Below are 18,479 nucleotides of genomic sequence, written 5' to 3' on the forward strand. Positions count from 1 at the left end.
ATTGAAAGAGACTGCTCTTTTAGCGGGTTTTATCTTGCGGCGAAATAGCCAATCATCTGTGCCATCGAATTCATCACGCTCCCGGAGTCGTTCATGTCCCAGCCATTTACTGCCATTGCCACCCTCATCGCCAAAGCCGGCCAGCAAGACGCTCTCGAACAGCACCTGCGCGCCCTGCTGGAACCGACCCGCGCCGAGGCCGGTTGCGGCCAATACGATCTGCACCAGGACCTCGCCAATCCCTTGGCCTTTTACATGATCGAACAGTGGAGCAGCGACGAAGCCCTGCAAGCGCATGACGCCAGCGCCCATATCCAGAATTTCCGGGCCAAGGCCGGCGACTTCCTCGAACACTTCGACCTCAAGCGCCTGCGTACCGTGGCCTGACCCCTCCCGCCGACGCGCACTTTGTAGCAGCCGGACGCAGGCTTCGCCAGCTGCTACAGATCGGCATCAGGCCTACCCCTTCTTTTATTACCTTTCGGAGCTCCTTAGATGAAAGCCATTGCCTACTACAATTCGCTGCCGATCAGCGACGAGCACTCCCTGCAAGACATCGAGCTGCCAGAACCGGTTGCCGGTCCGCGCGATCTGTTGGTGGAGGTCAAAGCCATCTCGGTCAACCCGGTGGACACCAAGGTCCGCCAGAACGTCCAGCCTGAAGAAGGCGCAGCCAAGGTGCTCGGTTGGGACGTGGCCGGTGTGATCACGGCCGTCGGCAGCGACGTGACCTTGTTCAAGGTCGGCGACAAGGTTTTTTACGCGGGCTCCATTGCGCGTGCCGGTGGCAACAGCGAACGCCATGTGGTGGATGAGCGGATCGTCGGCCACATGCCGAAAACCCTCGGTTTCGCCGAAGCCGCCGCACTGCCGCTGACCGCCATCACCGCCTGGGAATTGCTCTTTGAGCGCCTGCAAGTTCGCGAAGGCAACACCGATGAAGGCCAGAGTCTGCTGATCGTTGGCGCGGCCGGTGGCGTGGGTTCGATCCTCACGCAATTGGCCAACCAGCTCACCGGGCTTAAGGTCATTGGCACCGCCTCTCGTCCGGACACCCAAGACTGGGTTCGTGAATTGGGGGCAGACCTGGTAATTGATCACAGCCAACCGCTGAGCGACGAACTCAAGCGTGCCGGCGTGGACGCCGTGACCCATGTCGCCAGCCTGACCCAGACCGATCAGCATCTGGACCAACTGGTCGAGGCGCTGGCGCCGCAAGGCAAACTGGCGCTGATCGATGACCCCAAGTCGCTGGACGTGACCAAGCTCAAACGCAAGAGCCTGTCGCTGCACTGGGAGTTCATGTACACGCGCTCGCTGTTCGAGACCGCGGACATGATCGAGCAGCACAAACTGCTCAACCGCGTTGCCGGGCTGATCGACGCTGGCACGTTGAAAACCACGGTCGGCGAGCACTTCGGCACCATCAATGCGGCCAACCTGCGCCGGGCACATGCGCTTCTGGAGAGCGGCAAAGCCAAGGGCAAGATTGTGCTGGAAGGCTTCTGAAACATGATGAAACAGTGTCGCTCAGCAATGAGCGACACCGTCAGTCCGAAGGTTGACGTCTGTCACAATAGCGATCGTATTCGGGTCTACAATCGAAATCTCTGCGGCACAATCTTTACGTAGCAACTTTTACGAGAGGAGAGATCAGCAATGAAGATCCTGATAAAAGAAGTGGCTAAATCTCAGTGGCAAGTCCGTCTGGACCAGCATGCCGTGACCTTTCGCAGTGAAGCCGAAGCACTGGCCTTTACCCGAACCCTCGAAGCCCGCCTGTACGCTCCCCACCAGATTCCCGGTCGCCAACAGCAGCGCGCTGCTGGCTGAGCCCTGCCTCAGACCTGGGCTTGCGCCAGCGCCCGGGCATTTTGCAAACGACGGGTGAGCATTGCAGCGCTCACCACCAACAGTCCGCACAGGCTGATGACCATCGCCATCGGCACGGCGCTGCCATCGTGTAAAACACCCACAAGCGCAGCCGCACCGGCAGCGACGGTGAACTGCAGGCACCCAAGCAATGCCGACGCACTGCCAGCACGGGCGCCCTGCCCGTTCATGGCGCACGCCGACGCATTGGGCAGGATGCAACCGAGGCTGGAGATGCAAATAAACAGCGGGATCAGCAACGGCCACAGGTGCTCAGGGTGCAGCGCACTGACGGCGAGCAGCGCCAGGCCGGCGGTCAGGTAAACCCACACGGCACGCGCCAGCAGGAACGCCGGCCCCCGCTTGGCCAGCAATCGCGCATTGACTTGCGCCACCAGAATAAACCCCGCCGCGTTCGTGCCGAACAGCCAGCCGAAATGCTCGGCCGGTATGCCATAGAGTTTGATGAACACGAACGGTGATCCGGCGATGTAGGAAAACATCCCGGCAATGGCGATGCCACCCGTCAGGGCGTGACCGAGATAGACCCGGTCGGACAACAGGCGACCGTACTGACGCAAAGCCCCCGCCAGCGGCTGGCGCGGCATATGCGCGGGCAAACTTTCCGGCAACCCGAGTGCCACGGCCAAGGCAGCCAGGGCACTGAAACCGGACAATACCAGGAAGATCGACTGCCAACCCGTGGTGTTGACCAGCAAGCCGCCGAGCATCGGCGCGAGAATCGGTGCCAGCCCCATGACCAGCATCAGTTGCGAATAAACTTTCGCCGACCCCACGGCGTCGCATTTATCGCTGACCACCGCACGGGAAATCACCATCCCCGCACAACCGCCCAACGCCTGGACAAAACGCGCGCCGATCAGCCATTCGAGGTTCGGCGCATAAGCGCAGGCCAGCGAAGCGAGGGTGAACAGACCGACCCCGGCCAGCAACGGGATACGCCGTCCAAAACGATCGGCCACCGGGCCGTAGGCCAGTTGACCAATCGACAAACCGAGGAAGTACGCCGCCAAGGTCAGTTGAACGTGTTTTTCATCGGTGCCGAAGGCCAGGGCCATTGCCGGGAAGGCGGGCAGATAGAAGTCGATCGCCAGCGGACCGAAAGCGGTCAGGGCGCCAAGAATCAAAATGGTACGGAAATTCATCAGGCATCCAGTTGAGCATGGGTCGGCAGGCCCCACAGTCTAGCCGCGCATGAACGCCTTGAACATTCCGATAGCTCGCTAACTATTAAAAACCCGCTGAATGAATGTAGATTCCCTGTAGGAGTGCGTTGGGTCAGGCGACTTTGGCGTCGTAGCCTTCTTCGGTGATCGCGGCGATTACCTGCTCAACCGTCAGCGCGCTCTCAACCCCGACTTCCTTGGCCGCCAGATCGACCCGCACGCTGGCCGCCGGATCCTTGGCTTGCAAGGCCTGGGTAATGGCTTTGACACAGTGACCGCAAGACATGCCCTGAACGTTGAACACTTGCATGGTGTGGCTCCTTTATTGAGGTTGCGAACAGTCTCGAGCTTGCCACCATGGCAAGGTCAAGTTCTTCAACAATCTGCCGGGCTGGCATTCGGCGTCGTGCTCGGCCAAGCTGCGTGCATCAATGACTCGATTTCAGGAGATTCAGCCATGCGCTGGTCAGCTCTCAGCCTGTTTGGCTTGCTCAGCCTCTTTGCCGCGACACCTTCGGTTCAAGCCGCCGGGGAGGACTATGGCGTACTGATCATCTCCCGCGAGCGCCTGGAAGTCGCGACCTCCTGCGAAATCGGTGTGTACATCCAGGACCAACTGTCCGCACGACTGTTCCAGGAACAAAGCACCTCGTTCAACCTGCCACCGGGCCCCGTGTCCCTGCGCCTTAAACTGCTGCCGGGCCAGGTGCCGGGTTGCAACCCGGGCATGCTCGCGCCGGGTTCGCAGATCATCTCGCTCAAGGCGGGGGATGTGTTGAAGTACCGGATCGCGATGACGCAGGAAGGGATGTACCTCAAGCCTGCTTCTCTCGAATACTGAGCAAATCCAATGTGAAGCCCCTGTGGGAGCGAGCTTGCTCGCTCCCACAGGGTTCGGCGCAGGCATAAATATTGGTGCTTGACCTTGCCCGCATGGCAAGGTTGATCCTGTGGGTATCTACTACAGGGAGTACGACCGATGTCCGAATCCACCACATTCGATCTGCCGATTGCCGGCATGACCTGCGCCAGTTGCGCCGGGCGTGTCGAACGCGCCTTGAGCAAAGTCATCGGCGCCACCGCCGTCAGTGTCAACCTGGCCACCGAACAGGCCCGCGTCCAGGCGCCCAGCGACAGCTTGCCCGCGTTGATGGCCGCTGTTGAACAGGCCGGTTACAGCGTGCCCCGCCACAGCCTGGAACTGAGCATCGACGGCATGACCTGCGCCTCGTGCGTCGGCCGGGTCGAACGTGCGCTGGCGAAGGTGCCGGGGGTCCAGAGCGTCAGCGTCAACCTGGCCAACGAACGCGCCCACCTCGAACTGCTCGGCCAGATCGATCCACAGACCTTGATCGCGGCAGTAACCAAAGCCGGTTACGCCGCCAGTGTCTGGGAAGTCGAACACCCGCCCACCGACACTCAACAACAGCGCCTGCACCGTGAACGCTGGGCGTTGATCATGGCTCTCCTCCTCGCCTTGCCGCTGGTGCTGCCCATGTTGCTGCAACCGTTCGGCGTGCACTGGATGCTTCCCGCGTGGGCGCAATTCGCCCTGGCAACGCCAGTGCAATTCATCTTCGGTGCACGTTTTTATGTCGCGGCCTGGAAAGCCGTGCGCGCCGGGGCCGGGAACATGGATTTGCTGGTCGCCCTCGGCACCAGCGCGGGTTACGGCCTGAGTCTTTACGAATGGGCCACCGCCGCCGGGCGCATGCCGCACCTGTATTTCGAAGCCTCGGCCGTGGTGATTGCCTTGGTCCTGCTCGGCAAATACCTGGAAAGCCGCGCCAAGCGCCAGACCGCCAGCGCCATTCGCGCCCTCGAAGCCTTGCGTCCGGAGCGGGCGATTCAAGTGATCGAGGGACGCGAACAAGACGTCGCCATCAGTGCCCTGCGCCTAAATGACCTGGTCATGGTCAAACCCGGTGAACGCTTCCCGGTGGACGGCGAAGTGGTCGAAGGCCAGAGCCACGCCGACGAAGCGCTGATCAGCGGCGAAAGCCTGCCGGTACCCAAGCAACCGGGGGACAAGGTCACCGGCGGCGCGATCAATGGTGAAGGGCGATTGTTGGTGCGCACCCAGGCCTTGGGCGCGGAAACCGTGTTGGCGCGCATCATTCGTCTGGTCGAAGACGCCCAGGCCGCCAAGGCACCCATCCAGAAACTGGTGGATAAAGTCAGCCAGGTGTTCGTGCCTACTGTTCTGTTGATCGCCCTGGCGACCTTCATCGGCTGGTGGCTGTACGGCGCGCCGATTGAAACCGCCCTGATCAATGCCGTCGCGGTGTTGGTGATTGCCTGCCCCTGTGCCCTCGGACTGGCCACGCCAACAGCGATCATGGCCGGGACTGGCGTGGCGGCACGTCACGGGATTCTGATCAAAGACGCCGAAGCACTGGAACGCGCCCATGAAGTCAGTGCGGTGGTATTCGACAAGACCGGCACGCTGACCTCGGGCGCACCGCGTATTGCCCATCTGACGGCTATCGACGGCAATGAAGCGGCCCTGCTGCAAATGGCCGGTGCGTTGCAACGAGGTAGCGAACACCCGCTGGCCAAGGCCGTGCTGGACGCTTGCACCGAACGCGGCTTGACCGTGGCGGATGTCGGCGACAGTCAATCGCTGACGGGGCGAGGCATCGCCGGCACGCTTGAGGGTCGTCGACTGGCACTGGGCAATCGTCGTCTATTGGAAGAAAGTGCTTTAAACGCGGGTTCATTGGCGGACTCGGCAACCGCCTGGGAAACCGAAGGCCGAACCCTGTCCTGGCTGATCGAACAAAGCCCTGAATCGAAAGTGCTCGGCCTCTTTGCTTTTGGCGACACCCTCAAACCCGGCGCCCTGCAAGCCGTGCAACAACTCAGCGCGCGGCACATCAGCAGTCACCTGCTGACCGGCGACAACCGTGGCAGTGCCAAAGTCGTCGCCGAGGCACTGGGCATCACCGATGTCCACGCCGAAGTGCTGCCCGCCGACAAAGCCGCCACCGTCGCCACACTTAAAAAAACCGGCGTGGTGGCGATGGTCGGCGATGGCATCAACGACGCCCCGGCGCTGGCTGCGGCGGACATCGGCATCGCCATGGGTGGCGGCACCGACGTGGCCATGCACGCGGCCGGGATCACGCTGATGCGTGGCGATCCACGGCTGGTGCCGGCGGCGCTGGAGATCAGCCGCAAGACCTACGCGAAGATCCGGCAGAACCTGTTCTGGGCGTTCGTCTACAACCTGATCGGCATTCCGCTGGCGGCGTTCGGTTTCCTCAACCCGGTGCTGGCCGGGGCGGCCATGGCGTTGTCGAGCGTCAGCGTGGTGAGCAATGCGTTACTGTTGAAAACCTGGAAGCCCAAGGACCTGGAGGACAATTGATGAACATCGGTCAAGCAGCCCGTCAAAGCGGCCTGAGCGCAAAGATGATCCGTTACTACGAGTCCATCGGACTGCTCAAGGCTGCCCATCGCACCGACAGCGGCTACCGGGTTTATGGCGACGACGACCTGCACACGCTGGCATTCATCAAGCGCTCCCGGGACCTGGGGTTTTCACTGGAAGAGGTCGGCAAGCTGCTGACCCTCTGGCAGGACCGCCAACGCGCCAGCGCCGACGTGAAGGCCTTGGCCCGTCAGCACATCGACGAGCTGAACCAGAAGATCCGCGAACTCGGCCAGTTGCGCGACACCTTGCAAGACTTGGTCGAGCATTGCCAGGGCGACCATCGCCCCGACTGCCCGATCCTCAAGAACCTGGCGTCGGGCTGCTGCGCCGAACCTGTGCGCCCCTGATCGCCAGGCCCTTCACCACCAGCAACGTGGTGAGGGGAATGCCGTGGAACAGCAACACCACCGCACCCGGCGTCCACCATGAATAGAACGGTGCGGCGATCAACATGCCGACGCCGAACCCGGTCATTTGCAGCAGGGTTAACAAACTGAAAATCGGCAAACGCAGAGCGTCCGGTTCGCGTTGCAAACGGGACATCAAGCCGACTTCCGAGAAGCCGTCACCCAATCCCGCCGGCAACGAGAACAACAGCAAACCGAACAGGGTCTGCTGCTGAAACATCAGGATGAAGCCGCAGGACATCAGCAACACCCCGAAGAAAAATCGCCGCTCCAGATTGATGTTGTCCGAGCCTTTCAGGCGACTGGCGATTCGAGCGCCGATTAACTTTCCGCACGCCCAGACCGCCAGCGCCAAGCCCAGCGTGGTGCTGGCTGATTCGGGGGTCAGCAGTTTGGAAACTATTGGCAAACCCACGTTGTGCGCGGCACTGCCAAGGGTGTCGGCCATGGTGACCGCGAGCATCGCGGCCACGACCGGTGCGCTGTGCAACCCTTGGCGCAGGGCCGCCCATTCACCGCCCTTGCGGGACGACTCATCACTGGCTGCCGGGATGGAAAATCGCAGCGGCAATATGAACAACGCGGCCAACAGGTACGTCACCACGTTCAGCGCAAACACCGTTTCAAACCCAAACGCCGCCACCAAAAGCCCCGCCACCAGACTGCCGCCGACCATCGCGGCCGACGATGCGGAGGTGATCCAGGCATTGGTCTTGAGCAGGTGTACGCCATCGATAAAATGCGGCAGCTGACTGTTCAGGCCGATGGCAAACATCGAGTTGCCCAAACCCAGGCCGAACGCGATAACGGGGAGCAGCAGCGCCTGTTGACTCACCGGCAGCACCAGCAACAACCCGAGCAATCCTGCGCGCAACAGGTCGAAGGCGATCAACGGCATGCGCCCGCCCCAGCGGCGATAGAACGGGGTGCCGATCAGACTGGCGAAAATCCCTCCGCCGACACGGCTGGCGAGGAAAATGCCGACACTCATGGCGCTGTTGCTGAGCAGGTAAACATAAGTGGCCAGGGCGACCATGTTGAGGAAAGCGCCAAAGTCCGAAACCAGACGGGCGGCGATGATCAGTCGGGCGTTGCGGGTGGAGGTGTTCACATTCAATCCTTGAGTGTGGAGGGTCTGGCTGTTGTGGATTGTCTGGTCTGACGCCATCGCGGGCAAGCCACGCTCCCACAGGTTATGTGCAGACCACGGATCTGTGATCGACATCTAACCTGTGGGAGCGTGGCTTGCCCGCGATGCAGACGCCGCGGTTCCACAAATAAAGCCTCTACAAAAAACCCGGCCGAAGCCGGGTTTTTGTTTAGCCCATCACTGCATCCAGGGCGGAGGCGGTTCTTCGGCTTTGCTCGGGGGCGCGTCGTCAGCAGCGCGGATCGCTTGCTTACGCTCTTCGTCCAGCCGCGCAGCCTCGATTTCACGCATGATCCCGCCAACGTCGGCCAACTCTTCCGGCTCGTCGAACTCGCCGGTCAAGATACTGGCCGGGTGCAAGGTGCCGGCTTCGTACAACGCCCACATTTCCTTGGCGTACTTGGTCTTTTTCAACTCCGGCGCAAACCGCCCGAAGTAGGACGCCATGTTGCCCACGTCCCGTTCCAGCATGTTGAACGCGTGGTTGTTGCCCGCCGCATCCACCGCCTGAGGCAAGTCGATGATCACCGGGCCGTCCGGGGTCAACAGCACATTGAACTCGGACAGGTCACCGTGCACCAGACCGGTACACAGCATCAGCACGATCTGTGAAATCAGGAACGCGTGATATTCACGGGCCTGGTCCGGTTCCAGCACCACGTCGTTCAGACGCGGCGCGGCATCGCCGTATTCATCGGCCACCAGTTCCATGAGCAGTACGCCTTCGAGGAAGTCATACGGCTTGGGCACCCGCACACCGGCACCGGCCAGACGGAACAGGGCCGCCACTTCGGCGTTTTGCCAGGCGTCTTCGGTTTCTTTCTTGCCGAACTTGGAGCCCTTGGCCATGGCACGAGCCTGACGGCTGTTGCGTACCTTGCGGCCTTCCTGGTACTCGGCCGCCTGACGGAAACTGCGTTTATTCGCCTCCTTGTAGACCTTCGCGCAACGTAACTCGTTGCCGCAGCGCACCACATAAACAGCTGCTTCTTTACCACTCATGAGTGGGCGCAGCACCTCGTCGACCAGACCGTCCTCGATCAGGGGTTCAATGCGTTTTGGAGTCTTCATCAGCTTTTATTGTGGGTCCTTTATTACCAAACACGCGAAAGTCATTCGTTATACGGCAATCCACTCGTTCGGGGGAGGGGTTGCCGACCTATGAACGTCGTGATGCACACAATGTGCCGGATTAATTGCTCATTCGCCGCCGGTCGTCAATGACCGCCGTAGATCATAGCTGAGCCGATGACACACGTAAGCGAATGGTTTTTAGGGCATTTACGACAGAAGCTGACATCCAGATTCGTACCCTTCGTAGGATTTTTCCAAACAGGCCTCAATTTCCCCCGCCAGCAGCCGAAGTCCTCAGTGACAAAGGTATTTGTCCGACAATTTTTCCTACAGAAAACGACGGCGCACTCACGGACCCGAGATGAACAACAACGTTTTCGGCTGCCAATATTCCGCGAGTCATCTGCACTGCGTGGGCCTACAAGAAAATCTGGAGCGCGGATGAACATCAAACAGAAGTTGACCTGGGCGTTTGCAATCATCGCCTGCTTGCCCGTGGTGCTGGTCGCCACCCTCGTTGTGATGAACCTGCGCAGCGATGCCAAAGAGAGTTTCGTCGATGGCAGCGGCCGCGAAATTCGTCAGGTCAGCAACGCCATGCAACTGTTTTTCGACGGCATCAGCCAGAACGTCGACTATCTGGCCAAACAACCGCTGATCAAAAACTCCGACGACAGCCTCAAGACCTACATGAGCGCCAACGCCGAGAGCATTCCGCAAGGCGAGATGGACAAAAAAGTCTTCGGCCTCCTGCAGGACCTGGGCAACAGTCACCCGTCCTACGCCTACGCCATTCTCGGCACCGCGGCCGGTGGTTATGTGTCGTGGCCGGACGATGCGAAGCTGAACAACTACGACCCGCGCCAGCGCCCCTGGTACAAAGCAGCCCAGGCCAAACCGGGCAAGCCGTTTCGCACCGAGGCCTACTATTGGGCACAGGACGACGCGACTTACGTCAGCACCGTGCGCACCATCGACAACAAATTGGGCAGCAACGGCGGCGTGGTCAGCATCGACGTGACGCTCAAGCAGCTCACCGAAATCGTCAAACAGATCAAGCTCGGTGAAACCGGCTACCTGATGTTGCTGGAAAACACCGGCATGGTCCTGGTGGACCCGAAACAACCGGAGCACAACTTCAAGCCACTGAGCAGCCTCGGCGAGGGTTACGCACAACTGGCCAAGGCCGGCAAAGGCCTGGTGGAAATCGAGCTCAATGGCGAACGCTACATGGCCAACGTCTGGCCGTCGGAGCAACTGGGCTGGACCTTCATCGGCCTGATCAAACAAAACGACGTGATGAGCTCGGCCACCCAACTGACCTGGCTGATCGCAATCATCGCCGCCGTGCTGGCCGTGTTCTTCGCCATCCTCGGCGCCAGTTTTGCCAGTGTCATCGTGCGGCCGATCCGCAGCGTGGCCAGCGGTCTGGAAGGCATCGCGCAAGGCGAAGGCGACCTGACCAAGAACCTGGAAATCCGTGGCAGCGACGAAACCGCGCAACTGGCCAATTGGTTCAACCAGTTCCTGACCGCGATTCGTAACCTGATCCAAAGCATCGGCGGCGCCGCGACCAAGATTCTCGCCACCTCGAAAAGCTCGACCCAGGTCTCCAACGACATGGCCGAAGCCGCCGGGCGTCAGCGTGAAGCGGTGGACATGGTGTCCACGGCGTTCCACGAAATGGTCGCCACCGCCAACGAAGTCGCGCGCTCTTGCAGTCAGGCGGCGGACTCTGCCGACAGTGGCCAGCGCCAGGCGCGCGAAGGCCAGCAGCAAATTGATGCGGCAGTAAGCAGCGTTGATCGCTTGAGCCAGGAAATCGAACAGTCGGCACAGTCGATGCAGCAACTCGAGCGCGACAGCAACGATATCCAGTCGATCCTGGGGACCATTCGCTCGATCGCCGAGCAGACCAACCTGCTCGCGCTGAACGCGGCCATTGAAGCGGCCCGTGCCGGCGAGCAAGGTCGCGGGTTTGCGGTGGTGGCTGACGAAGTGCGGGCGCTGGCCAAGCGCACGGCGGATTCCACGGCAGAGATCGACGGTCTGCTCGGCAACCTCGCCAAGCGCACCAGCCAGGTGACTCAACAGATGCATGCGAGCCTGGAAGTGTCGCAGCAGTCGGTGAGCCGCATCGGCGAAGCGCGCAACAGCTTCGGGTTGATTCGCGAGTCGGTGGACGTAATCCGCGACATGAACACGCAGATCGCCACCGCGGCCGAAGAGCAGCATCACGTGGCCGAAGACATCAACCGGCACATCAGCCAGATCCATGGCGACGCGCAATTGGTCGCGGAACTGGCGAACTCGGCGCGTCTGGATTCCCAGAGCCTGGCCGGGCTTTCGAATGAACTGGACGGGTTGGTTCGACGCTTCAAAACCTGATCTCAAGAACACCACACATCCACTGTAGGAGTGAGCCTGCTCGCGATGAGGCCATGTCAGTCAACATCAATGTTGAAGGTCAGTCAGCTATCGCGAGCAGGCTCACTCCTACAAGGATCAGGTGGTGTTATTGCTTGAAGAGCTCGCCAGGGGTAAACCCGAACAGCCCTTTGAACGCCGCAATAAACGCCGACGTCGAGTCATACCCACACGCCAGCGCTGCATTGGTCACGCTGTCGCCCTCCTCCAGCAAACTCAACGAAGACAACAGCCGCATCCGTTGTCGCCAGCCGCGAAAGCTCAAACCCGTCTCGCGCTGAAACAGGCGCATCAGGGTCTTTTCCGACGTGCCCAAGCGCTCCGCCCACGCCTGCAATGTCACGTTCTGCTCAGGGCTTTCAATCAACTCGTTGCACAACCCCAGCAGCCGCTCATGCCGTGGCAGCGGCAGGGAAAACCCCACCTCCGGCAAGTTCGCCAACTGATCCAGCAACACACCCACCAACCGCGCTTCCTGGCTGTCGCCTTGTGGATATTCCACGGGCAACATGCAAAAACTCTTGATCAGCTCCCGCGCCAACGGCGTGACCTCCAGCACCCGGCAGCGCCCGTCCGCCCACTCACAATCTTCGCGACGCACGTACAGGCTGCGCATTTCGGCGCGCATCGAGGTCACGACTTGATGTTCAAGGTCCGCCGGAATCCAGATACCCCACTGCGGCGGCGCATAGAAACTGCCTTCGGCGGTGTGCACGCCGAGAACACCACTGATGGCGTAGGAAAACTGCACCCAGTCGTGGCGATGCGGGGGTGTCCAGGACCCGGCGTTGAGACTTTCTACCCGGGCGAATAACGGTCGGGGCAGTAACGACAGGGTTGGGATTGTTCGTTCGAGGGAGATCTGTCCGTTAGTCGGCATCAACGAGCCTTATATCGCACGAGGGCTGATGGGGCCGACGTTAGGCCAAGTAGCAGATTCATACAAATCTATTTGATGCCGAGAATCCTTGTAGGCGTGAACCTGTTCGCGATAGCGGTGTGTCAGCCAACATTCATGTGTCTGACACACCGCTATCGGGAGCAGGCTCACGCCTACAGGTTACGGTGTTTCTTCAGCGTTCGATGATGGCGGTGACGCCTTGGCCACCCGCCGCGCAGATCGAAATCAATCCCCGCCCCTTGCCCGCCGCGTCCAGCAACTTCGCCAGGTTGGCGACAATGCGCCCGCCGGTCGCCGCAAACGGATGCCCGGCCGCCAGCGAACTGCCTTTGACGTTGAGGCGGCTGCGGTCAATGGAGCCCAGCGGCGCATCAAGGCCGAGCCGGGTTCTGCAATAGTCAGGATCTTCCCAGGCCTTCAACGTGCAGAGCACTTGCGCGGCGAAGGCTTCGTGGATTTCGTAGTAATCGAAGTCCTGCAAGGTCAGGCCATTGCGGGCCAGCAAGCGCGGCACCGCGTAGACCGGCGCCATCAACAGGCCTTCGGCACCGTTGACGAAATCCACCGCCGCCGCTTCGCCATCGCGCAGGTACGCGAGGATCGGCAGCCCCCGTTCCTTCGCCCATTCTTCACTGCCCAGCAGCACCAGCGACGCACCGTCGGTGAGTGGCGTCGAGTTGCCCGCCGTCATCGTGCCCTTGGCGCTTTTCTCGAAGGCTGGTTTCAGCTTGGCCAGTTGTTCCAGGGTCAGGTCCGGGCGCAGGTTGTTGTCGCGGGTCAGGCCGAGGAACGGTGTCATCAAGTCGTTGTGCCAGCCTTCGGCGTAGGACGCGGCCAGATGCTGATGGCTTTCCAGCGCCAGTTGATCCTGTTCTTCGCGGGGGATGTTCCAGGTCTGCGCCATCAGCTCGCAATGTTCGCCCATGGACAACCCGGTGCGCGGCTCGCCGTTGCGCGGAAATTCCGGAATCAGATGCCCGGGGCGCAATTGCAGGAATGTTTTCAGCTTGTCGCCGGTGGTCTTGGCGCGGTTGGCTTGCAGCAAAATCCTGCGCAGGCCCTCACTGACGCTGATCGGCGCATCCGAAGTGGTATCGACGCCACCGGCAATGCCGCAATCGATCTGCCCCAGGGCAATCTTGTTCGCCACCAGCAACGCCGCTTCCAGCCCGGTGCCGCACGCTTGCTGGATGTCATAGGCCGGCGTTTCCGGCGACAGCCGCGACCCGAGCACGCATTCGCGGGTCAGGTTCATGTCCCGCGACAGCTTGAGCACCGCCCCCGCGACCACTTCCCCCAGGCGCAGGCCGTGCAGGTTGTAGCGTTCGATCAAGCCTTCGAGCGCTGCGGTGAGCATCGCCTGGTTACTGGCGGTGGCATACGCCCCGTTGGAGCGGGCGAAAGGAATACGGTTACCGCCGATAATCGCGACGCGGCGCAGCTGAGTCATGAAAAGCTCCTTAAAAAAATGAAATGTGAATGCACATCCCTGTGGGAGCGGGCTTGTCCGCGATAGCGGTGGATCAGCCAACAACAATGTCGGATTGGCTGGCCCCTTCGCGGGCGGGCCCGCTCTCACAGGTTCTGCATGACCCCGCAAGTTCTGCTAAACCCAAGCTCCAACTACTCTGCAATGTTCAAGCGTAGGCCTTATCTCGTGGATCGAACGACTGATTGCCATTCGTGGTCCACACTTTGAACCACAGCCGCCGGAGCACGTTCCATGTCAGACCGTTATATCGACTTCGCCAATTCGTCCATCGGCCATCGCCTGGTCGGGGCCCTGGGTTTGCCGTCGCCGGTTCGCCTGGAGCGCTGGCAGGCAGGCCGGCTGCGGCCTGTCGAAGGGGCGCTGTTGATCGGTGGAGGCCCGTTGGCGGACAAGGTCAGCGCTTTAGCCAATCGCCTGACCGACGCGATTTACAGCTACGGTACCGAGCCGTCCCTGGCCACCGCGTGGATTCCCGGCCACGGTCCGAAACTCAAAGCCGTGGTGTTCGACGCCAGTCATTTGCTGCAGACCGATCAGCTCAAACAGCTGCGCGAATTCTTCCAGCCGCTGATGAAAAACCTCGATCACAGCGCACACCTGGTAATTCTCGGTCGTGCACCGGAGACCTTGAGCGACCCGTTCGCCGCCAGTGCCCAGCGCGCGCTGGAAGGCTTCAGCCGTTCGCTGGCCAAGGAACTGCGCAGCGGTGGCACCTTGCAGTTGATCTATGTCGGCGACGGTGCGGACGATCAGCTGGAAGGACCGCTGAGGTTTTTCCTCTCGCCGAAAAGCGCGTTTGTGTCCGGGCAAGTGATTCGTTTGAAGGCGTGCGCTACGCCCGTTGAGGACTGGACTCGACCGCTGGCGGGACGCAAGGCGTTGGTAACCGGTGCAGCGCGTGGCATCGGCGCTTCAATCGCCGAGACGCTGGCCCGTGACGGCGCCGAGGTGATTCTGCTCGATGTGCCACCGGCCAAAGCCGATCTCGACGCTCTCGCCGCACGCCTTGGCGGACACAGCATCACCCTCGACATTTGCGCCGAAGACGCCGCTGCACAGTTGATCGAACACCTGCCCGACGGCGTCGACATCGTGGTGCACAACGCGGGGATCACTCGCGATAAAACCCTGGCCAACATGACCCCGGAATTTTGGGATGCGGTACTCGCGGTCAACCTCAACGCGCCACAAGTGCTGACCAAGGCCCTGCTCGACAGCGGCACCCTGCGCGACAACGGTCGGGTGATTTTGCTGGCCTCGATCAGCGGCATCGCCGGCAATCGCGGGCAAACCAATTATGCGGCGAGCAAGGCCGGGCTGATTGGCCTCGCGCAAGCCTGGGCGCCGTTGCTGGATCAACGCGGTATCAGCATCAATGCAGTGGCGCCTGGGTTTATTGAAACGCAGATGACCGCGCACATTCCGTTCGGCTTGCGTGAAGCGGGCCGGCGCATGAGCTCGCTCGGCCAGGGCGGCTTGCCGCAGGACGTCGCAGAGGCCGTGGCGTGGCTGGCGCAACCGGGCACCGGCGCGTTTACCGGCCAGGCGTTGCGGGTCTGTGGACAAAGCGTTCTGGGGGCCTAAGTGATGATCACCGACTGGCACACACTCAGCCGCGAACCGAGCTTGCCGGCGTTGTACATGCGAGCGGCGACGCGACGCAAAATCACCGGCACCACCCTGCCCGACACCGGGTTGCACTGCTGGGTCAATGTCGATCCCAAACGCCTGGCGGCGTATCGCAACGTCTGCGGATTTGCCGACAACGGCTTGCTGCCGCCGACCTATCCGCACATCCTCGCGTTTGCCTTGCAGATGCAATTGCTCACGGCCAAGGAGTTTCCGTTTCCCCTGTTGGGGCTGATTCACCTGAGCAACCGCATTCGCGTGTTGCGCCCCATGGGCGGCGTGAATCGGGTGCGCGTGAGCGTGCAGGTGCAGAATCTGCAACCCCATGCCAAGGGTGCGACGTTCGATCTGGTGACCACGCTGGACGATCAATTGGGAACGCTCTGGGAGGCGCAAAGCCAGATGCTGTGCCGGGGCGTCAAACTGGACGGCGAACCGCTCGAGGACGTGTTGGCCCCGACGCTGGAGATGATCGAAGTGACCCGCTGGAAAGCGCCGGCCGACATTGGTCGGCAATACGCCAAGGTGTCCGGCGACTACAACCCGATTCACTTGAGTGCCGTCAGCGCGAAACTGTTTGGTTTCCCGACCGCCATTGCCCACGGGTTATGGAACAAGGCACGCACATTGGCGGCGCTGGCCGATCACTTGCCGACGGCGAACATCGAGATTGCCGTGCAATTTCGCAAACCGGTGCGGTTGCCCAGTGAAGTGACATTACTGGCGAGCGCGGCGGGGTCCAGTGGGGATTTTCGGTTGGTAGGTGTTGGAAATCTTGAGCACATGGTCGGGCATTGGCGGCCGGTGGCTTGATGCCAGGCAACAAAATATCTTGCGAGTTTGAAATGGCTTTCGCGAGCAGGCTCGCTCCCACACTGGATTTGCGCAACAACACAAATCCCTGTGGGAGAGAGCCTGCTCGCGATAGCGGTCGTCCAGACTAAGACGGAGCCACAGGCTGCGGAAACAAATTACCCAGCGTCTCCAGCAACCGCACGTGAAAAATCGGCTTGCGAAACAGTTCGAGCACCTGCAAGCGCAACATGTCGCTGACATCCTCCATGTCCGCGTGCCCGGACGTGACGATTACCGGCAAATGCTGACGCGACGTGTGCTCGCGCAAGCGCTTGATCAATGACATGCCGCTTTCCTCGGGCATACGCAAATCCGTGATCACCAGGGCAATGTCCGGATGGCGGGTCAAGTGCTGCAAGGCGAGCTTGACCGAGGTTGCGGTAAAACAGCAAAAACCCTCCCCTTCCAGCAACTCCGCCAGTTCCATCAACGCGTCCTCCTCGTCATCGACCAGGAGCAGCTGTTGCCGTGGGTGTGCGGGCGCATTCATGAGGGCTTCCTGCAATGGACCAGGCGATAACGTTAGAACCACTCAGGCTAGTTGGCAAACAGCAATGATCAAGGACCAGGCAGCACAGCTTTGATACTGGCGGTAAGCGAAGTAAAAGCGCTTGTAATGGAGCCCATGAAAACGCCCACAGCCACTGCCGCAAGACCCGCGATGATGGCGTACTCGATGCCCGAAGCGCCTTCGGTGTCTTTGGCCAGGTTGTAGTAGAAAACGATCTCGCTCTTGATGTGCTGAAAAGCGCTTTTAAAGGACATGACGACTTCTCCTAAGGACTGCGGGTGTTGCACGGTCGCAACATGATTCCCCTTTGCCAGCATCAGCATTGTCGGCATTCCCCAACCCAACAACTGTAAGAACGTATTAATACTTAAGTAGTACCCCACCCGTTTTCGGCAAAAAACGGGGCCTGGCATTTCAAACACCCCCATTTCCTCGTTTTTTTGCCACCCAGTAATGGCGTTTTGCTCTAGCTGCGCTACCTTCAAATAGCGAAATAGTTCCATGTATTTAAATGCTTTTTTGCGAATCTATCTCGTTCGAGACGGTACGGATCATCGGCAGCTGGAAAGGGAGAGCCCTCATGAACAGCCGCGTCACCCTGGGATTGGCCGGATTGTTTCTGGTGGGTGCCATCATTGCCGGTTACTGGGGACTTGCGCTGAGCCGTCAACCCGCTCCCGAGCCTGCCGCGCAACCTGTCGCTAACACAGCGCCAACCGTTCCAGCCCCTGTGCCAATGGACGATCCCACGCGCCAACCGGTGGTGGTCCTGCTGCACGACGTAGCCCCCTTCGTTCAAATCACCGCAGCCGACGTCACCCTCGAAAAACTGCGTACCGCCCCGGCCGGCAGTTTGACCACGCTTGAGCAAGCGATTGGCCGTACGCCTTGGCACGCCCTCACCGCCGGCACCTGGCTCAACGATCAAAGCTTCGAGGCCGGCAGCTCGCTGGCACGGATGATCCGCCCCAATGAACGAGCACTCGCGGTCGCAGTGGACGAAGTGACCAATGCCGGCGGACAACTGAGCCCTGGAGATTATGTCGACGTGATGCTGTTTCTGCGCGCCGACGCCAACAACACTCAGCAATCAGCCCAGGTGGTAGTCCCGGCGTTGCGCGTACTCGGGGTCGGCGAACAATTGGGGCTGACTAACGACGGGCGCCCCGCCAACCCGGCGCGCAGCAGTGAAGAACAACTCAAGCAGGACCAACTGCGGGCCAACGCACGCTCGGTGTTGCTCGCCGTCCCCGAACCCTTGCTGAGTCGCCTGACGCTCGCGGCCCAGGCCGGCACGTTGCGCCTGGCCGTGCGCAGCGCCGAAGAAAAACGCCTGGCGCATTACTGGGCCGGCGAAAGCGCTTCGCCGGCCAATCTCGCCAGCGCCAATCGCGACCTCGTGCAATTCAGTCAACTGGCCCTCGTCGGCACCCCCAAACCCCTCACCCTCGGTGCCAGTTCGGCACCGCAGAAAAAAGGCGTGGAAGTCATTCGCGGCAATCAGATCACTCAACAAACTCCCTGAATTGAGCAAGGAC

At 60.9% G+C, this 18,479-nt stretch carries 18 protein-coding genes and 1 pseudogene; 11 read left to right on the forward strand and 8 right to left on the reverse strand.

Going from position 1 to position 18,479, the window contains the following annotated elements; translation table 11 throughout:
- The first annotated feature begins 93 nt into the window (after positions 1-93).
- From D882_RS0102990 to D882_RS1000000132835, 3 genes are all read left to right on the forward strand, one after another.
- Positions 94-387 (forward strand): putative quinol monooxygenase, encoded by a 294-nt coding sequence (locus tag D882_RS0102990; protein ID WP_027921853.1) that lies wholly within the window; start codon positions 94-96, stop codon positions 385-387.
- Between the two features lie 108 nt (positions 388-495).
- Positions 496-1,509, forward strand: a complete 1,014-nt coding sequence (locus D882_RS0102995; protein WP_027921854.1) for a zinc-binding alcohol dehydrogenase family protein — start codon at positions 496-498, stop codon at positions 1,507-1,509.
- Between the two features lie 150 nt (positions 1,510-1,659).
- Positions 1,660-1,833 (forward strand): hypothetical protein, encoded by a 174-nt coding sequence (locus D882_RS1000000132835; RefSeq protein ID WP_172825920.1) that lies wholly within the window; start codon positions 1,660-1,662, stop codon positions 1,831-1,833.
- Between the two features lie 8 nt (positions 1,834-1,841).
- Here the strand turns inward: D882_RS1000000132835 and D882_RS0103005 are convergent, their stop codons facing one another.
- A complete protein-coding gene (locus tag D882_RS0103005) occupies positions 1,842-3,038 on the reverse strand; it encodes a multidrug effflux MFS transporter (protein ID WP_027921855.1) in 1,197 nt (398 codons plus the stop codon).
- 133 nt (positions 3,039-3,171) lie between these two features.
- Positions 3,172-3,369, reverse strand: coding sequence for a cation transporter (locus D882_RS0103010; RefSeq protein ID WP_027921856.1), 198 nt, complete (start codon positions 3,367-3,369; stop codon positions 3,172-3,174).
- Positions 3,370-3,516: 147 nt separating this feature from the next.
- Between D882_RS0103010 and D882_RS0103015 the strand changes: the two genes are divergently transcribed.
- From D882_RS0103015 to cueR, 3 genes are all read left to right on the forward strand, one after another.
- Positions 3,517-3,900: a hypothetical protein gene (locus tag D882_RS0103015; protein WP_027921857.1), complete on the forward strand. Its 384-nt coding sequence runs from the start codon at positions 3,517-3,519 to the stop codon at positions 3,898-3,900.
- Between the two features lie 138 nt (positions 3,901-4,038).
- Entirely contained in the window at positions 4,039-6,429 is a 2,391-nt protein-coding gene (locus tag D882_RS0103020; protein WP_027921858.1) for a heavy metal translocating P-type ATPase, read from the forward strand.
- Positions 6,429-6,842 carry a Cu(I)-responsive transcriptional regulator gene (gene cueR, locus D882_RS0103025; RefSeq protein ID WP_027921859.1) on the forward strand — a complete coding sequence of 138 codons (414 nt, stop codon included), beginning with the start codon at positions 6,429-6,431 and terminating at the stop codon, positions 6,840-6,842. Before D882_RS0103020 ends, cueR begins: the two co-directional genes overlap by 1 nt.
- Here cueR and D882_RS0103030 read toward each other — a convergent pair.
- Positions 6,796-8,013, reverse strand: coding sequence for an MFS transporter (locus D882_RS0103030; RefSeq protein ID WP_027921860.1), 1,218 nt, complete (start codon positions 8,011-8,013; stop codon positions 6,796-6,798). The genes cueR and D882_RS0103030 overlap by 47 nt on opposite strands.
- 216 nt (positions 8,014-8,229) lie before the next feature.
- The gene (locus tag D882_RS0103035; RefSeq protein ID WP_027921861.1) at positions 8,230-9,123 is read right to left on the reverse strand and encodes a PA4780 family RIO1-like protein kinase; all 894 of its coding nucleotides are present in this window, start codon (positions 9,121-9,123) and stop codon (positions 8,230-8,232) included.
- A 525-nt stretch (positions 9,124-9,648) separates the two neighbouring features.
- On the opposite strand from D882_RS0103035, the pseudogene D882_RS1000000133410 reads away from it, so the two are divergent.
- Both D882_RS1000000133410 and D882_RS1000000133415 read left to right on the forward strand, forming a co-directional pair.
- A pseudogene (locus D882_RS1000000133410) lies at positions 9,649-10,656 on the forward strand (cache domain-containing protein); the annotation flags it as partial.
- Positions 10,657-10,785: 129 nt separating this feature from the next.
- A complete protein-coding gene (locus D882_RS1000000133415) occupies positions 10,786-11,514 on the forward strand; it encodes a methyl-accepting chemotaxis protein (protein ID WP_371258932.1) in 729 nt (242 codons plus the stop codon).
- 127 nt (positions 11,515-11,641) lie between these two features.
- Here the strand turns inward: D882_RS1000000133415 and D882_RS0103045 are convergent, their stop codons facing one another.
- Positions 11,642-12,433, reverse strand: a complete 792-nt coding sequence (locus D882_RS0103045; RefSeq protein ID WP_027921863.1) for a helix-turn-helix transcriptional regulator — start codon at positions 12,431-12,433, stop codon at positions 11,642-11,644.
- Between the two features lie 193 nt (positions 12,434-12,626).
- Complete coding sequence (locus D882_RS0103050; RefSeq protein WP_027921864.1) at positions 12,627-13,904, reverse strand: acetyl-CoA C-acetyltransferase; 1,278 nt, start codon at positions 13,902-13,904, stop codon at positions 12,627-12,629.
- Between the two features lie 273 nt (positions 13,905-14,177).
- Between D882_RS0103050 and D882_RS0103055 the strand changes: the two genes are divergently transcribed.
- Entirely contained in the window at positions 14,178-15,530 is a 1,353-nt protein-coding gene (locus D882_RS0103055) for a 3-oxoacyl-ACP reductase (protein WP_027921865.1), read from the forward strand.
- Between the two features lie 3 nt (positions 15,531-15,533).
- On the forward strand, positions 15,534-16,388 hold the full coding sequence (locus D882_RS0103060) for a MaoC family dehydratase (RefSeq protein ID WP_027921866.1): 855 nt from the start codon (positions 15,534-15,536) through the stop codon (positions 16,386-16,388).
- A gap of 127 nt (positions 16,389-16,515) precedes the next feature.
- Here the strand turns inward: D882_RS0103060 and D882_RS0103065 are convergent, their stop codons facing one another.
- A complete protein-coding gene (locus tag D882_RS0103065; protein ID WP_027921867.1) occupies positions 16,516-16,920 on the reverse strand; it encodes a response regulator in 405 nt (134 codons plus the stop codon).
- Positions 16,921-16,988: 68 nt separating this feature from the next.
- Positions 16,989-17,195, reverse strand: coding sequence for a Flp family type IVb pilin (locus D882_RS0103070; RefSeq protein WP_027921868.1), 207 nt, complete (start codon positions 17,193-17,195; stop codon positions 16,989-16,991).
- Positions 17,196-17,521: 326 nt separating this feature from the next.
- On the opposite strand from D882_RS0103070, the gene cpaB reads away from it, so the two are divergent.
- Positions 17,522-18,466, forward strand: coding sequence for a Flp pilus assembly protein CpaB (gene cpaB / locus D882_RS0103075; protein ID WP_027921869.1), 945 nt, complete (start codon positions 17,522-17,524; stop codon positions 18,464-18,466).
- Positions 18,467-18,479 lie beyond the last annotated feature (13 nt).

Origin of the sequence: Pseudomonas sp. URMO17WK12:I12 (assembly GCF_000514395.1) — a bacterium.
GTDB lineage: Bacteria > Pseudomonadota > Gammaproteobacteria > Pseudomonadales > Pseudomonadaceae > Aquipseudomonas > Aquipseudomonas mucoides.

Bases quoted from the DNA above. Each gene is read 5' to 3' on its own strand.
- D882_RS0102990 (WP_027921853.1), top strand. From the start codon at position 94: ATGTCCCAGCCATTTACTGCCATTGCCACCCTCATCGCCAAAGCCGGC.
- D882_RS0102995 (WP_027921854.1), top strand. From the start codon at position 496: ATGAAAGCCATTGCCTACTACAATTCGCTGCCGATCAGCGACGAGCAC.
- D882_RS1000000132835 (WP_172825920.1), top strand. From the start codon at position 1,660: ATGAAGATCCTGATAAAAGAAGTGGCTAAATCTCAGTGGCAAGTCCGT.
- D882_RS0103005 (WP_027921855.1), bottom strand. From the start codon at position 3,038: ATGAATTTCCGTACCATTTTGATTCTTGGCGCCCTGACCGCTTTCGGT.
- D882_RS0103010 (WP_027921856.1), bottom strand. From the start codon at position 3,369: ATGCAAGTGTTCAACGTTCAGGGCATGTCTTGCGGTCACTGTGTCAAA.
- D882_RS0103015 (WP_027921857.1), top strand. From the start codon at position 3,517: ATGCGCTGGTCAGCTCTCAGCCTGTTTGGCTTGCTCAGCCTCTTTGCC.
- D882_RS0103020 (WP_027921858.1), top strand. From the start codon at position 4,039: ATGTCCGAATCCACCACATTCGATCTGCCGATTGCCGGCATGACCTGC.
- cueR (WP_027921859.1), top strand. From the start codon at position 6,429: ATGAACATCGGTCAAGCAGCCCGTCAAAGCGGCCTGAGCGCAAAGATG.
- D882_RS0103035 (WP_027921861.1), bottom strand. From the start codon at position 9,123: ATGAAGACTCCAAAACGCATTGAACCCCTGATCGAGGACGGTCTGGTC.
- D882_RS1000000133415 (WP_371258932.1), top strand. From the start codon at position 10,786: ATGGTGTCCACGGCGTTCCACGAAATGGTCGCCACCGCCAACGAAGTC.
- D882_RS0103045 (WP_027921863.1), bottom strand. From the start codon at position 12,433: ATGCCGACTAACGGACAGATCTCCCTCGAACGAACAATCCCAACCCTG.
- D882_RS0103050 (WP_027921864.1), bottom strand. From the start codon at position 13,904: ATGACTCAGCTGCGCCGCGTCGCGATTATCGGCGGTAACCGTATTCCT.
- D882_RS0103055 (WP_027921865.1), top strand. From the start codon at position 14,178: ATGTCAGACCGTTATATCGACTTCGCCAATTCGTCCATCGGCCATCGC.
- D882_RS0103060 (WP_027921866.1), top strand. From the start codon at position 15,534: ATGATCACCGACTGGCACACACTCAGCCGCGAACCGAGCTTGCCGGCG.
- D882_RS0103065 (WP_027921867.1), bottom strand. From the start codon at position 16,920: ATGAATGCGCCCGCACACCCACGGCAACAGCTGCTCCTGGTCGATGAC.
- D882_RS0103070 (WP_027921868.1), bottom strand. From the start codon at position 17,195: ATGTCCTTTAAAAGCGCTTTTCAGCACATCAAGAGCGAGATCGTTTTC.
- cpaB (WP_027921869.1), top strand. From the start codon at position 17,522: ATGAACAGCCGCGTCACCCTGGGATTGGCCGGATTGTTTCTGGTGGGT.